This window comes from Aneurinibacillus sp. UBA3580 (genome assembly GCF_002375825.1).
Lineage (GTDB): Bacteria > Bacillota > Bacilli > Aneurinibacillales > Aneurinibacillaceae > Aneurinibacillus > Aneurinibacillus danicus.
The window spans coordinates 11759-27249 of record NZ_DFMZ01000137.1 but is presented as its reverse complement, the minus strand read 5'-3'; the positions used below and the strand labels follow the sequence as shown (position 1 = coordinate 27249).

Below are 15491 nucleotides of genomic sequence, written 5' to 3'. Positions count from 1 at the left end.
TTCGTACCACAAGAGTCAGCCGCCCTTCCCACGATTTTTATGTCGGGGTTGCGGCTGAAGCGCCATGGTGGTTTTTTTGATATGCTGGCATTCCATATATGTTAAGAAAAGGTGAAAAACTTAATGAAAAACAGATCAAAATCCCAAAAACGCGATGTCCGATTGAATATTGGACAGGAAATTCTGCTGACCATAAAGCGCATTGGCATCAACGGAGAAGGCATCGGCTACTACAAGCGCAAAGCAGTGTTTGTACCGGGTGCGCTTCCCGATGAAGTCGTAGAAGTTAAAATTACGAATGTACAGCCTTCGTTTGCCGAAGGAAAAGTAAAAAAAATAAAGCAGTCATCCGAATTGCGCCAGACGCCCCCCTGCCCGGTATATGAACAATGCGGTGGCTGCCAAATGCAGCACATGACATATGAAGGACAGCTGCGGGCCAAGGAAGACATCGTGCGCAGCGCGTTCGAGAAATATACCGATATCGGCGAGCTTCCGCTGCGCCCTATCCTTGGCATGGATGATCCGTGGAGCTACCGCAACAAGGCCCAGCTCCAGGCCGGCATGAAGGATGGCCGTATGATTACCGGCCTGTACGCGCCGGACAGCCACCAGCTGATTGATATCGGCGACTGTCCGATTCAGCATCCGGAGACGAACCGGATGATTGCGGCCGCGCGGGACGTGCTCGAAAAGCTTAACATTCCCGTCTATAACGAGCGAAAACGGACCGGCATCATCCGTACGATTGTCGCGCGCGTCGGGTTTGAAACAGGCGAGATGCAGCTTATCCTCGTCACAGCGGAGGAGAAGTTGCCGCGCAAGAAGGAGATTATCACCGAACTGCGCATGCGCCTTCCGGAACTCACAAGCATTAACCAGAACATCAATACACAGAAAACATCGCTTATCTTCGGGGATAAAACAATAACACTATGGGGCAAAGACACAATTGACGAATCGCTCGGTGACGTTAAATTCTCGCTGTCGCCGCGCGCGTTCTTCCAGTTGAATCCGTCCCAGACGGTCAAGCTGTACGGCGCGGCCAAAGAAGCGGCCGGCCTGACAGGTTCGGAAATGGTAGTGGATGCCTACTGCGGCGTTGGAACGATTGCGCTCTGGCTGGCTCCCGATGCGAAGCGGGTGCGCGGCATCGAAGTGATTCCGGAAGCAATCGAGGACGCGAAGCGGAACGCGGAGAAGAGCGGCATTACAAATGCCGAATTCTATGTGGGCAAGGCGGAAGAGTTGCTGCCGAAATGGGTAAAGCAGGGCGAGCGCCCGGATGTTGTCGTCGTAGATCCGCCGCGCGTGGGTTGTGATAAGGCGCTGCTGGATGCGGTACTGAAAGCAAAGCCGAAGCGGTTCGTATACGTATCCTGTAACCCGTCGACTTTGGCCCGCGATGTGGCGCATTTGCTGAAAACATATCGACTGGAATGGGTGCAGCCGGTGGATATGTTTCCACATACTTCACATGTGGAGTGTGTAATATTGATGGTAAGAAAGGGAGCCTAACTTGCGGCTCCCTTTTGCATTGGATTTTTGAAATTGTAATGGATGGTGATTTGTCCGTCCGCCGACACTTCTACACGATCTATAAGTCTATGTAGTACGTGCCGAAGCATTTCTTCGTTATCGAACTGAAGGCTGATAAAGCGCTGTATTTCAGCATGAAAAGCGTGTATGTTTGTTTCTGTGTCAACCTCTTTCGAAAGTGTATCCTCTAATGTGCGCTTTTGCTGTTCCAAATTGGATTGTTCGTTGTTGATAAGCTGATACTGCTCTTCATAATCGCGTTGAGTGATGACTTGGCGGGTGAGCAAACGGAGCAGTTCCCTTTTCTCTGTTTGCAGGGAATGAATTTCCCGTTCTACCCTTTTTAATTCTTCCATAGCCCCAAGCTTCTTTGTCCCCGCCCTTTTCAAGGCTATATCCAGCAATGCCTTCATGTTTAGAGAATTGGTCGCTAAATCTCGCAAATCAGCCAGTACCTTGTCCTTTAGGTCTGCATGTTTGATGTAATGGGACTGGCATTTTTGCTTGCCGTTTTTCTGGTATGTAGCACAGACATAGCCTTTTCGGTCGTTTTTGTAGTTCATCCCCGCGCCGCAATCCGCACAAAATGCCAAACGTGCAAAAAGCGCCTTTTTCCCGCGACCTCTAAAGATTTTCTCTCCCCTTTTACTGATCTTTTCCTGTACTTCTTGAAACTCTTCCCGCGAAATGATGGCGGGGTGGGCGTCAGGAATGACAATCCATTCATCCTGTTTATTCTGTAGCCGCTTTTTGTAGCCTTTCTTCTGCAAAAATATTTTGTCTTTCCCGTCAGTCTTGGAACGCCCTTGTACCAAGTCACCCGTATAGTGAGGATTGGTCAGAATCAATTTCACGGTTGAGTATTGCCATTTGTCGCCTGCATTTTTTGCTCCAGCTACCGCCCGCGCGGTGGGGATTTTCTTAGCGGTCAGGTAATTGGCTATCTTCTGCATGCCCCATCCTTCCCGTAAATACAGATCAAAAATAAGTCGGACGGTTTGTGAGTGAATCGGATGAAGCTCCAGCTTGCCCTTCACTTTTTCATAACCATACGGAGGGAGACTGCCGTGAAATTTGCCTTCCCGAGACTTTACGGAAATCCCAAATTTCACACGTTTAGAAATGGTGTCGCTTTCCTGTTGGGCAAGCGCTGAATAGATTGCCAATTTGAATTCCGCTCCATCGTCAAATGAATCGAAATTGTCCTCAACAGACATCACCCGAATACCATAACTCATGAGTTGTCTTACCAAGGTAATCGAGTCAACGGTATCTCTTGCCCACCTTGATACGGATTTGATGAGTACAATCTCAAATTTTCGTTGCTCCGCGTCCTTCAACAATTTTTGCAGTTCTACACGTTTGACCGTACTTGTGCCGCTTTTGCCTTCATCCGCATAGGTTTTGACCAATTCCCAGCCTTTTTCCCTTATGAAGTTTTCAAAGAACGTCAGTTGATTTTCCAGACTGTCCAATTGACTTTTCATCTCCGTGCTGACACGGGCATAAACTGCACACTTCATATGTAGCCCCTCCTACGAGCCTCATACGAAACGTGCTACCAACAATCCAGTTTGATTTTAGCGCTGGATTTTTCGTTTGTGACTTCGTATTAGGCTGTCAGAGGGATGTCCACAGTTTGAAGCTGGTTCTTTTGGTGATTCACCCCGCCCGATGCCTAGAAAAAGCAACTTTTCGGATGGCGAGCGGGGTGGCTAGGAAACTTCCCTTTGAAAAATTCTGTGAAATCTGTTGCGGAGGGAAAATAGAATGACACAAAGAGTGTTTAGTGGTGAGCAAACATTGCAGGAAATTATGGAGTTATTGATTTGTACGATTTTTGAAGTTCACCAAAGTTCAGAAACGGATTGATTGTGAAAAGATGATTTATTCTGTTGGATTAATCGCATCTGACTTCGTATAAGGCTTATGGAGGACAATCATGCAACAACTTGTTAAAAACTCAATATAGCTTTTCACGTGGTTTTTCGGTAGCACACGTTAAAGAACCGGCCCGATCATCATCGGTGTATCGTGCGTTAGAGGCACATTGCCTTTTCCCAGATACCACTCAAATGAGTGGCCCCGTCGTAGTGCCTAATTGGCAGGGAATCTTGACAGAGTGATGGAATGAAGCCATCCACGCAGTAAAGCTACACCTGGGTGCGTCTGATGTCTCGTAGGCTCTGGAAACCTCATCCTCACATAGCCTAGTTCATTCCCCTATTTTCAAGGGGGAATGCTCTGTGTTCCTATCTTCACATAGCCCCCCGCCTCCTCTCCAAAAATCTAATTGTTGAATTTGACATAGCTTCAACTTCTCTATTTCCCTCAAATGATGGTGTGTGTTGCAGATATCTGACTTTTCACTCTGAAAATAACACAATAATTCGCTATAATTAGAATATATAAGCATATCTAGGAAAGGAAGATTTGGGGTTGAAAATAAATGTGTTTTATTCTTGGCAATCAGATTTGCCTAATAATTCAAACAGAAGTTTTATTAACGACGCGATTAAGAAAGCTATAAATAAATTGTCATATGAAATTAAAGTTTTTGCAGAATATGATAGAGATACGTTAGGGACAACTGGTTCGCCAGATATATCTGATACGATTTTTACAAAAATTAATAAGAGTGATATTTTCATATGCGATATATCCATCATAAATAAAGACTATCCAGGAAGAAAAACACCGAATCCTAATGTTCTTGTCGAATTAGGTTATGCTGCTAAGGCTTTAGGATGGGAAAAAGTTATATGTCTCTTTAATAAAAAATACGGTGAATTAACTGATGTGCCATTTGATATAAATCATAGGAGAATTTTGGTTTATGATTCCGATAAAGCAAATGAAAAACAAAGAGTGTCAGAAATTTTCTTCAAAAATATATCGGAAATGTTCTCTAAAGGTGTTCTATTTAATCCTTTAAGAGATTATGTTAAAGGGAAAATTGATTATTGTTTTCTTGAAGTGTTAAAGCATATAAGTACAATCGTGTATGATACATATAGTATGTCCGACTCATTAAGAAAAGTTACGGACCTATTAAATTTAGAGAAAAATAAGCTGTTCGATTTGCTTACCAAGAGAGAGAGTATTCTTGGTTTTTTCGCATATAAAAACTTAAAAGATGTTCAGGAAAAGTTAATAGAGCTTTTCAATACGATTAACTCATCTTCAAATTATCCAACAGATTGGGCAGTTACCATTTTAAGTCTAAATGATTGGATTAGAAGTTTCCAATGGCATATTTCGTTTAGAAGAGACAACCCCATTTTTATTAAAACACTAAATCCTATAAGAAAATTTGGTGTTATTTCTGCGGGAAATATGAACAAATCTAATAGGCCTGACTCATATATCCTTTTACATATGATTGATAATGAACAGGGCAAGGTATTAAATGTGGGAACAATGATACGGGTTGAAAGGGAAATTTTAGTATCTCCCTTTAAGTTCAACTCTTTAGCTTTAGAACCATTCTGTGAGTGTATATGGAGGGTAATCCAACTAAGTAATAACTGGCTTGATATAACAGGGAGTGAGTTTATACTTGATCCCGAATATTATCATATTGGAGGACCAATATAAATTACGATTTGTTAGATTAAAGTGAGGTGCAAAATAAATAATATGAAAATTAATACAATAAATTCATTTGAGGAATATGTTAATTACACAGAAAAATACAAAAATAAGTTTTATTTCAGAGGACAAGCAAATAAAAACTGGAACATTATTCCTTCCCTTTTTAGAAAACCAGAACTTGTTCATAATGAATATAAAAGCATAATTAAAGAAATGTCAGAAAGTGGATTGGATGCAATATCTAGTGTCTTTAAATTACAACATTACGGGACACCAACAAGAATATGCGATTTAACGATAAGTCCGCTTAGTGCCTTATATTTTTCAACTGAAGATCAGGACCAGGACAGTGAAGATGGTGTTATTTTTATTTTCGATAAAGAAAGAGCAATACCATGCAATAGATATGAACTCGATATCTTTTCTAGAGCTTTAATAACCAGTGATTTGAATCTGAATGCACTTGCAAATGAAGCAGAAGACCTTGAAGAAATAAAATCTATACTCAGAAAAAACTATATTATCCAGTACGACTATCAATTTTCGTATTCAAATCGTAGAGCAATATTACAAGGAGGGACAGCATTATTATTCGGTTTTTCAATTGATGAAGGTTTTATAAATCGGATTGGTGAATGTAAATTAGACGATATAATAGTTGAAAAAATCATTGTGCCATCAGGAATTAAAAATGTAATAAAAAAGAGACTTGCTGAGATAGGGTTTACTAAAGAAATTTTGTATCATAAATTTGAAAACAACTCCTTTCCTAATGATTTTAATGTTATTTGTGAAGATCTTGTATTAAATCAACGAGCATACTTCAACAAAATAAATGCAAAATACAGAGTTGATACTGTACATTTTGACAGGGATAAGCTAGTATTCCAAATTAAAAATATATACCAACAATTGTTTGATACTTATGGTTATAATGCTCGAATATGGACATATTTTTATTATGATGAGAATGACATAGTTGAAGCTAATTGGATATGTAGAACTGAATGGAAAGAGAGTAATCCTTGCAATATTGTATGGAATAATAATTACTTTATAAATAGAATGCGATATATAAACGAACAGATATCACAGAATGAAATACTTGAAAGATATTCTCCTTTAATAGCTGAAGTTAGTTCTTTTTACAATGAAATTTGCGAAATTATTTCTCATGAGGACTACTCTATTTCTTTAATAGTTAATAAGATTGATGAGAATAAAATTAGAGTAAAAGACTGTTCGCGTGCGGCTGATGATATAGGAAGAGGCAATCCGAAAATAAATGGTTTTGTAGAAGCTGCGTATAATTTCATTAAAGATGTAGAACGTATTATTGATGACATAATTTATTATAGAAATCGAGGACAAAAGGAAATGTTTATACGTTATTGGTGTGAAAGGATCATAAAGGATTGTAGTAAATCAAAATCAATACTAAATAATGAAAGTATAAGACTGGGTTTAGGTGGGGATTAGAAAGATAGTTGTTGGTAGCACATTTCGCATAGACCGTCCTAATTAACTACTCCACACATGTGGAGTGCGTGGTAAGGCTATATTTGAAGGATGGAAAGTAAGAAAAATCTGGGGGAAATCGCATGAAGTGGAAATTTGATGAAGACCAAGATGTACGAATTTCAAGAGTTGTACAAGATCTTAGTGATGAATTTGCTATCATGGAAGAATGGTTCAAGTGTATTCAGGAGACTGTACAATTCCCTTTTAAAGCAAGGGTATTTGAAATACAGGAGAAGAGTTCAGTATGGGGATGTATTGAAAGTGCATTCCATTGATGATATTGATGATAAATATGGAATTATTGCACACGCAAGACTGGGTAGGAAAAAAATTTATTTTCCACTATGTGAATTAAAAGTTATTGAACTGAATGATATGGAAAGAAAAGTAATTGATGATTATTCAGTATGGTTTGCTAATCGATGAGATAAATATGACACTTAGACGGTGCAGGGGCATCTACCGTAAATGTAGTAGGTGCTTTTTCTGTGAAAATCATGAGAAAAGAAAGAGGAGAAGAGGAAATGAGATCCAGGGAAGAAAAAGGCGTTCGCCTTTTTCCACATTAAAATCATCTTCTCGTTCTCTTCTCACTTTTCCCTCGTACCACAAAAGTCAGCCGCCCTTCCCATCATTTTCATATCGGGGTTGCGGCGGAAACGCCATGGTCGTTTTCTGTGAAAATCATGAAATAAAGAAAGAAGGAGGGGGAGAGATTATAATAAATGTTATTGGATGGATTGTGGCAGTTATAGTTGCATTCTTACTATTTCCACTGATATCAGCGAAAGAGAAATTCGAAAAAGAACATGAGGATAGTACAGCAGGACAAAAAATTATGCTAAAAGCCTATTCAAATGCGTATTTGGTGATCGGATTGATTTGGGTTTCGTCTAAATTGTACGAATTAGTTTTTGGTAAATTTCAATATGATACATTACGATTTATTTTTGATATAAGTTTTTTTATCAGTTGCTTTGTCATGTATTTTACCGTTTTTGTTATGAAAAAGAGGAGAAAATCGACCAAGGAGCAGTAAGAAATTTCGGTGGATTACCAGTATGGTTGCAACTACTTTTACTTTTTCTATAAATCCCTCACTTTATTGTATAATAAGGTCAGGCACAGCAATCTGCTACAGTAATTATTTCAACTTCAAAACAAAAGAGGGGTTGTCATGGACAAAAATATACCTGAAGTTCGCGTCCCTGAAGAATTTTTGCAGGTTATTGATAAGACAGGATATGGAACTTCCCTTGATCAAAAACTGAGAGTATCTTTAGCTATCGGTCTATTCGTGGAAAGAGCGGTAACATTAGAACGCGCATCCGAACTTGCTGAAAAGCCGCTTTCTGACTTCATCAAGATTTTATCCAGCAAAAAAATACCTTGGATGGAATACACCGAAGAACATGTAGAAGATGACAACGTTGCAATCGAAAAATACTTCCAAGGAGAGTAGGAGAATGGCTAGAATTATCAGCAACACAAGCCCCTTAATCGCTTTATCGAAAATCCACCAGCTTCACTTGCTTTGGGAGTTATATGATCAAGTCTTTATTTCTGAAGGTGTATACCAGGAAATCATGGCCTCTGCAGATGAACAAAGTAGTGGAAAAGCGGAAGTTGACCAGGCCGTACAGGACAAAAACATAAACATTTATAAGGTACAAGATCAATTGCTTGTAAACTCGCTGTACGGCAAATTACATAAAGGTGAACTGGAAACCATCGTTGGGGGCAGGGAACTTAATGCCGACTTTGTGCTAATCGATGAAAAAGCTGCACGGCAAACTGCGAAGAACTTCTTTCTTACCATCATTGGTTCGATCGGCATTCTGCGAATCGCAAAACGCGAGGGAAAGATTGAATATGTTAAGCCATACATGGACTTTTTGATCGCAGAAGGATACCGAATTTCGCAACCGATTTACCATATGGTATTGGAAGCAGAAAAAGAACTATGAGACAATCCGCCAACATAAATGGTTAGCGGCTTGTATTCTTTTATTTGGACTATTAGCTCCTATACTCATTAATTCGCGCATAAATTCCGGGTTTTTGAAAGTCTCTGTAAATAACTTAGAGCGCGAGTTCAGACATAAAGGATGCGAAAGCTTTGTCATCTGCCTTAGGCACGCTCTTTCAATTAATTCTACAGCTGAACTTCAATTATTCTCGTAATATTTTCGGTTTTCGTATCAAGCATACGTTCAATATTTTCAGTTCCTTCTTCTACTCTACGTTCAATCTCATGAGTTCGATTTTCAACATCTTTTTCAATTCGTTCGGCAATTCTACGAATTTCTTCAAGATTACGACTTGAATCACTGGTCCATTTCCAATTAAACATAAAAGCAATAATAGAAATACGAGCGCCGCATAAATAACCAATCCATAATCCCCTTAGAAACTCCCCCTAGTCCATATCCTTAGAGCGACCTAAAAAATATACGGATGGCAAAATTGAAGCAAAAAATATCAGGCACATTCCTTAGCAAACGTGGTTCTCATACATTTTGTATCATACGCAGTTTCATATCGACGGTTAAAAAGCAGGGACGAAATATTTTATCTTCAATTGTAAAGGATTTTTTTATAGTCAGGATATGTAAATTATTTCCTAAAATTTAATGCAACGTTAGTGAGGTAAACTTTGAACCTCTCATGGCTAAAGCCACGAGATTCTTGGTTAGTCCGTTCTACTGAACAGAATTGGTACATGATGTACCACCAAGCTATCCCCGCAGTTCCTGCGGTTACTGCGATTATGCAGATAGTAGTCTTTTGCCTTCGGCAAGAATATTCAAACTTGCGTTCACATCCCTATCCCATTCGCTATGACAAGAAGGACACTTCCATTGTCGCAAGTTAAGATTTTTAACTTCTTTGTTTTGGTATCCACAACACGAACAGAGCTGAGAGGAAGCGAATGTTTTGCCTATGGCAACGACAGTACGCCCATACCACTTCGCTTTATACTCAAGCATCGTTCTGAATTGATACCAAGACACTTCGCTAATCGCTTTGGCAAGTTTTTGGTTCTTCATCATGTTAGACACTTGCAAATCTTCAATCGCAATGATGTCGTGGTTTTTGACAATATGCGTTGAAATTTTTTGCAAATAGTCTGTTCGCGCATTGGCAATGCGTTCATGGATTGTGGCAACCTTAACTCGTTGTTTATTCCAGTTTGAAGAACCTTTCACACGTCTGGAAAGGATACGTTGTTCACGAATGAGTTTTTGTTCCATATTCCGTAGGAATTTCGGATTCTCGAACACTTCACCGTTAGATAGAATAGCGAAATCCTTTAACCCAACGTCAATACCGACTTCTTTGTTTGTTTTTAGCAATGGTTGCACGTCTGTTTCTACTAACAACGAAACAAAGTATTTGCCAGAAGGATTGCGTCTAATCGTAGCATTTAAAATACGCCCTTCTGCCTCTCTTGATTTCGCAAAACGAACAAGTCCAAGTTTAGGGAGTTTGATCTTATTTCCTTCAATCGCAATATTTCCGTTTGTGTGTTTCGTTGTGTACGACTGAACTTTATTCCTTTTTGACTTGAAACGTGGTGCATCATTCTGCTTCTTGAAGAATCGTGAATATGCGTCTGCGAGGTTCTTTACTGATGATTGAATAGCGATGCTATCTACTTCTTTTAGCCAAGGTAATTCTTTTTTCAGATTCGGTAGTTCGGAAGAACATACTCCGTATGATAATCCTTTACCTGTTTCTTTGTATGTTTCGTTCCACTTTGCCAAGAAGTGGTTGAACACAAATCGACTGCAACCAATCGTTTTAGCAATTAATACTTCCTGCTCTTTGGTTGGATAGATACGGAATTTGTATGCTTTATTTACTAACATCGCTTTTCACCCCACTTTCTGATTTTGGATGTATTGTCGTATTTGCGCTTCCGTGTGTTCACTTACGGTTGCCACAAAGTAAGAAGGATTCCAGAGATTCCCTCCCCATAGCTTCTTTTTTAGCTGGGGGAACTCTTTAAATAGCAATCTTGCCGAAACCCCCTTTAACGCTTTGATGATATTCGGAATTGAATGTTGCGGATTACAATCAATTAGGAGATGAACATGGTCACAATCACTTTCAATTTCTGAAATCGTGAAACCGTTATCTGCAGCAATTTGATTGAGTATTTCCTTTAGTTTTTTATCTATATCACCAAGCAACACTTTATGGCGATATTTCACACACCATACAATATGGTATTGGATAGAGTACACATATCCTCTACCATGTTTGACTTCTGCCATGTTATCCACCTCAATCACAGGATAACATATGTCAAATATTTTTCAAGTCATTACCGCTAAATATCGGTGCTTTTTTTGTTAATCACTAAGTTAACATATGTCGGACAATTGACGTGTCAAAAGACACGCCTTGTCCGAAACTGATTCATCTCATGACTGAAGTCACGAGTGTTCTCGGCTAATTCATAAATCTTACACACCGACAGCACAGGAGATTAAGGCATATTTGTTTCAATTCCTCATAGGTAAGCTACAAACGGGCTACTTTAGTATACCTCGCCTGGTGAAGCAGATATTTCAATTCCTCATAGGTAAGCTACAAACGATATGATGAATTTATCAAAATAGAAAATGAATTTAAGATTTCAATTCCTCATAGGTAAGCTACAAACCAAAGTTTTGAAAAAGTGGTATGTCAACAATGAAGCGGATTTCAATTCCTCATAGGTAAGCTACAAACTCGATTGCGACGACTTTACAGATGCTCAGTATGAACTATATTTCAATTCCTCATAGGTAAGCTACAAACAATCCGTGGTGGAATAGCCAATTATAACTTCCAGAATTTCAATTCCTCATAGGTAAGCTACAAACTATTCCATGTCCCTGTACCTCTCCCCTACTGTCCAATTTCAATTCCTCATAGGTAAGCTACAAACTCAAGGAAGGGCTTATTTTTGTTGGCCGGAAAAATGGATTTCAATTCCTCATAGGTAAGCTACAAACGGTCGATCTTGGTATACAAAGATAGAAAACGGTAGATTTCAATTCCTCATAGGTAAGCTACAAACCTACATTTTTTGCTATGGTTATCCAACGATACTCCACATATTTCAATTCCTCATAGGTAAGCTACAAACGGACGCTATTATGTGCATAACATGGACATGATTCACGTATTTCAATTCCTCATAGGTAAGCTACAAACGGGATTAGGCGGGGCGACAGGGTTACATGCAATGTATTTCAATTCCTCATAGGTAAGCTACAAACCCATCAAAGCAGCGTCCTATCAACACTTCTAGCATGCCACACCTCGCTTCCATTTTCAAGAAAAAACTCGTAAACTCTTGATATATCTGTATTTCATCTGTCGTCGATCTCCGGTGTTTTTTACACCACTGAAGATCGACGACAGACCCATTTTTTACTGCCTCGAACCAGAAGGTGAATATACCTCCACTAGACCGAATCCGTGCGCGTTTTTCCCGCCGACACCGCTCTGATAGGCCAGCCTCTTCAGCTCCGGATTTCCGCTCAGACGGAACGTACCGTGCCAGGCTTTAATAATAATTCCCTTGTACTGCACCGTTCGCTGCCGACGCGAAGCAGAAGAGCCGACCGGCTGTATCCGGAAAGGCTGGCCGGTGAAATCACCGAGACAGAACGCCTGTGCCTTCTTTATCAAATTCTGTTGAATCAACTCCGAGAACTTCCGGTCCTGCGGATCATAGTAGTGTGTCACTTTCTTTCCTTCCGACGTATACAGCGTGGAATAGATCGTAATCGGTGACAGTGTGCGAACCGTCATATCCTCCGTAAAAACCGGCTCTTTCACTCGCTCTACTTTTTCTACACGAACTGGCGTCCCCATGAGATGAAACTCTTTTCTTTCCTCCAGCGAGGCCATAATCATGTGAACAGGCAGTTCCCAGCATGAACTGATAGAAAAGGTCACCGGAGAGGTAAACGTCAGCCGGTGCCCCTGCACCCGGTACGCCCCCTGCAGCCAGGAATAACAGAGCGGCTTGAAGCGGGCGTTCTCAAATGAAAACCCCTGATTGTGCAGGAAGTGCTGCAGTTCTTTATCCCCGATCATCCGGTACACCATCGCCTGCAGGGCCTGCTGGTAGGAAATAGGTAGCGAAAGGGCATCTTCAAAAGCAAGGGTCACTCGGATACGCACAGGTCGACGCCTCCTGTCTCTTCCGTATAACGGGCAAGCGCACGGGTCGCTGTATCTCGCATGCGCACCCTCATGTCCTCCGGCGCAAACACACGAATGCGTTTGCCGAGAAAGCGGATGCGGGAGAGGATGTATTCCTTCTCGTCTTCCAGGTAATACACATGAATGGTATACGTATCGGTGTCTTTCTCGTATGCCACCTCTTTTTCAAAGCAGGAAAACATGTAAAAAATGCGTCTGCGTTCCCCGTTATATTCCGGCACGATTTGTATCTGAGCCTGCCGGCGCTTTTGCTGGAAAAGGGTACGGATTTCTTCCAGACGGCGCTCATCGCAGGCGGAGGAAAGCGAAACATTATCCTGAAGCGACAGCGGCGTGCTGATAATCGGCTGCTCGCCCGGCTCCTGCGGAAGCCAGAGAAGATACCACTCCCGTCTAACCGTGGAAACCTCGAGCCGGTAGGCAATGCCCTCGCAATCCGTCATAGCAAGGCCAGCCTGGGTACGGTAGGAGAGACGAATCCCTCTTCGCTCTGCCAGTGCCTGGCGCAGTGTGCGTATGTGTTCATACCATGTTCCAGATGCGGGAGCCAGGTCGTGATGTGGCTTTCCTTTTTCGAGGACCTGCCGGCTCGCCTGCAGCGGCTCGTACCCGCCCAGCGGTTCAAGCAGGGTATCGCGGATGTGAGGGGAGAGGAAGTGTTCTGCTTCCGGTGCAAGTAGAATCCCTTTCAGCCATCGCTTCTCCTGGACCGTAATCGGAAAGAGAGAGTTGCCGTTCTGTTCCGCATAATCAATCAGAGCCTGGCGGAGTTCGTGGTTATGTACTTTTTCAAAGAACGTCGTATTCATGCCGCAATGCCTCCCACTCCTGTTTTATCTTCTGTCGTAACTTACCGGGCGCCAGGACTTCCGCGATCGAGCCGAAACTCCGGATCCATGGCTTCATTTCGTTGACCTTGCTTACGGTAATATTCATAAATGAGCATTTTGCAAAATTAGATTTTTAGTAAAAAGAGTTTTAAAAGAAACCCAAATAAATTGGGGTATTTTGTATCTTTGGTTTACAAATATTCTGTTTGTCCTTTTTTGGGCATACTTGTAGAATTTTTCGCTTTAAAAATTTTTTAAGCGGTTTGTTGCTTTTTACTCTCTTTTGCCATTGCGAGAGCTGAAACCAGTAATACGATGGCGTTCAAGTAAATATGAGTTTTTACTTTATCGATTCCCCACACATGCAGGGAGTTCGCTGTAAGATAACTTTTCATTCTTGAATCGCACCGTTCTACACTGGTTCGCTCATTGTAAAGTTCTTTCCAACGTTTGGAATCGCGGTGTGGATTAGAGTATCGGCGAAGATCCTTATTCACGTTAATTTTTACTACCATTCCATAGTTGGAGGATGAACAGGCTGCCATTCCTAATGGGCAATCCACTTTTCCGGTTGCGTGTGGACATCTGAATTTGACCTGGTCCTTATTGGCTCCCCAATAAGTCATTTCGTACCCCATAGAACAGCGTGGGGTTCCATTGGAGGCAATTCCTTCGGGAGGCTCCTTTTCATTACGCAAATTGAGTGGGATAATAGCTTGAGCCCCGATGTTCTTGGCGGATTCGTAGTTTTTAAGCTGGTCGTACCCACCATCCATTATCAGGAAATCAATTTTAGAGTTTGTACAACTCTTTACTTGTTCAATTAATTGTGGTGCGACATCCCCATCGTTGATATGAGCAGGGGTTACTTCAATCGCCATTGGTAATTCACTTTTGGTGTCAACGGAAAGATGCATCTTATAGCCAAACCAAGTAATTTTATTACCGAAGGAATCAAACTTTGCCTCCCAATTGGCGTTGCCTGTTTGTTCACTTCGTTTTTTAGGCTGCTTCTTTTCGTAAGCATCAATGGCGGCACTGTCGATAGCCTGATGTTTTCCATCAATTACTCCTTCCTCTTGAGCTAACTGGACGAGATCTTGAAAGATTCTTTTCACGAGTCCAGTTTTGGTTAGTGAAGAAAATACTCGGCTAAGAGTAGAGATGGATGGTGCAGGCCTGCTAATATCTAAACCACATTGGTAACGAAAACGCAGGTCATTTTTCAATCGATTGTGAAGAGAAGTAAAAGTATCAATACCTTCTAATGGGGCAGCGATAGAGCCCTTAATATCCCTTCTTTGGAATGTCCTTCAGCCCCTTGGGGTGAAGAACTTTTCAATTGTTTAGCATAAGGACGCAAATCTAGAGCACTAAAAAAGATCGGTAATTTCTCTTTTGACTCTAAAATTTGCAATTCTTCAAAGGAAAATAGACTTTCTTGTAGAATATACAAAGTGACTTCCTCCTTGTGGATTTTTGTGGTTTGGTCACTTCAAAATTCTACAAATAAGGGGTGAAGTCCTTTTTTAATGTATAGGAAAGTATATTTCGCTTTACAGCGATAAAGTGAAATGTATTTTCCCTCCATTCGTAAGCAAGGAAAAACACGCGAGGCGTGTGCCGACCGTTGCTTTTTCCGTGTGGAGCGTGTGGCCCTTAAGGGAGAGAAAGACCGGCAATGGTTTCCCTCCTCGAGGTACCTGGATGTTTTGCCGGTCCGACCGAAGGGCCACAAAGCGGCCGCTTGTCTTCTGTGTGGAAAAAGGACGAGCGGCA

14 protein-coding genes, 2 pseudogenes and 1 CRISPR repeat array are annotated in these 15491 nt (G+C 41.2%); of the genes and pseudogenes, 7 read left to right on the top strand and 9 right to left on the bottom strand.

Going from position 1 to position 15491, the window contains the following annotated elements; genetic code table 11:
• The first annotated feature begins 123 nt into the window (after positions 1 to 123).
• Positions 124 to 1518 (top strand): 23S rRNA (uracil(1939)-C(5))-methyltransferase RlmD, encoded by a 1395-nt coding sequence (gene rlmD, locus B2899_RS18160; RefSeq protein WP_286887596.1) that lies wholly within the window; start codon positions 124 to 126, stop codon positions 1516 to 1518.
• Here rlmD and B2899_RS18155 read toward each other — a convergent pair.
• On the bottom strand, positions 1515 to 3062 hold the full coding sequence (locus B2899_RS18155; RefSeq protein ID WP_286887594.1) for a recombinase family protein: 1548 nt from the start codon (positions 3060 to 3062) through the stop codon (positions 1515 to 1517). The two genes, rlmD and B2899_RS18155, sit on opposite strands and share 4 nt — an antisense overlap.
• 916 nt (positions 3063 to 3978) lie before the next feature.
• Here B2899_RS18155 and B2899_RS18150 point away from each other — a divergent pair.
• The 6 genes and pseudogenes from B2899_RS18150 (at position 3979) to B2899_RS18125 (ending at position 8621) form a co-directional block, all read left to right on the top strand.
• Positions 3979 to 5136 (top strand): hypothetical protein, encoded by a 1158-nt coding sequence (locus B2899_RS18150; RefSeq protein WP_286887593.1) that lies wholly within the window; start codon positions 3979 to 3981, stop codon positions 5134 to 5136.
• A gap of 42 nt (positions 5137 to 5178) precedes the next feature.
• Positions 5179 to 6612 (top strand): FRG domain-containing protein, encoded by a 1434-nt coding sequence (locus B2899_RS18145; RefSeq protein WP_286887592.1) that lies wholly within the window; start codon positions 5179 to 5181, stop codon positions 6610 to 6612.
• 122 nt (positions 6613 to 6734) lie between these two features.
• A pseudogene (locus tag B2899_RS18140) lies at positions 6735 to 7080 on the top strand (calcium-binding protein).
• Complete coding sequence (locus tag B2899_RS18135) at positions 7049 to 7693, top strand: hypothetical protein (RefSeq protein WP_286887588.1); 645 nt, start codon at positions 7049 to 7051, stop codon at positions 7691 to 7693. The pseudogene B2899_RS18140 and the gene B2899_RS18135 overlap by 32 nt, the downstream one beginning before the upstream one ends.
• A 138-nt stretch (positions 7694 to 7831) precedes the next feature.
• A complete protein-coding gene (locus tag B2899_RS18130; protein ID WP_146811459.1) occupies positions 7832 to 8116 on the top strand; it encodes a UPF0175 family protein in 285 nt (94 codons plus the stop codon).
• A gap of 4 nt (positions 8117 to 8120) precedes the next feature.
• Complete coding sequence (locus B2899_RS18125; RefSeq protein WP_286887585.1) at positions 8121 to 8621, top strand: DUF3368 domain-containing protein; 501 nt, start codon at positions 8121 to 8123, stop codon at positions 8619 to 8621.
• A 268-nt stretch (positions 8622 to 8889) separates the two neighbouring features.
• Here B2899_RS18125 and B2899_RS18120 read toward each other — a convergent pair whose 3' ends face one another.
• From B2899_RS18120 to B2899_RS18090, 8 genes and pseudogenes are all read right to left on the bottom strand, one after another.
• Positions 8890 to 9048 carry a hypothetical protein gene (locus B2899_RS18120; protein WP_286887584.1) on the bottom strand — a complete coding sequence of 53 codons (159 nt, stop codon included), beginning with the start codon at positions 9046 to 9048 and terminating at the stop codon, positions 8890 to 8892.
• A 374-nt stretch (positions 9049 to 9422) separates the two neighbouring features.
• Positions 9423 to 10526, bottom strand: coding sequence for an IS200/IS605 family element RNA-guided endonuclease TnpB (tnpB, locus tag B2899_RS18115; protein WP_286887583.1), 1104 nt, complete (start codon positions 10524 to 10526; stop codon positions 9423 to 9425).
• 6 nt (positions 10527 to 10532) lie between these two features.
• Complete coding sequence (gene tnpA, locus B2899_RS18110) at positions 10533 to 10934, bottom strand: IS200/IS605 family transposase (RefSeq protein ID WP_146811938.1); 402 nt, start codon at positions 10932 to 10934, stop codon at positions 10533 to 10535.
• Positions 10935 to 11162: 228 nt separating this feature from the next.
• Positions 11163 to 11927: direct repeats of the CRISPR family, unit length 30 nt; unit sequence ATTTCAATTCCTCATAGGTAAGCTACAAAC.
• 154 nt (positions 11928 to 12081) lie between these two features.
• Positions 12082 to 12840, bottom strand: a complete 759-nt coding sequence (gene cas6, locus B2899_RS18105) for a CRISPR-associated endoribonuclease Cas6 (RefSeq protein ID WP_286887582.1) — start codon at positions 12838 to 12840, stop codon at positions 12082 to 12084.
• Positions 12825 to 13691 (bottom strand): WYL domain-containing protein, encoded by an 867-nt coding sequence (locus B2899_RS18100; RefSeq protein ID WP_286887581.1) that lies wholly within the window; start codon positions 13689 to 13691, stop codon positions 12825 to 12827. Before B2899_RS18100 ends, cas6 begins: the two co-directional genes overlap by 16 nt.
• Positions 13672 to 13818: a WYL domain-containing protein gene (locus B2899_RS18530; RefSeq protein ID WP_414631793.1), complete on the bottom strand. Its 147-nt coding sequence runs from the start codon at positions 13816 to 13818 to the stop codon at positions 13672 to 13674. The genes B2899_RS18100 and B2899_RS18530 overlap by 20 nt, the downstream gene beginning before the upstream one ends.
• 148 nt (positions 13819 to 13966) lie before the next feature.
• Positions 13967 to 15168, bottom strand: a pseudogene (locus tag B2899_RS18095) (transposase).
• A 100-nt stretch (positions 15169 to 15268) separates the two neighbouring features.
• On the bottom strand, positions 15269 to 15491 hold a 223-nt coding region (locus tag B2899_RS18090), incomplete at its 5' end, for a hypothetical protein (protein ID WP_286887580.1).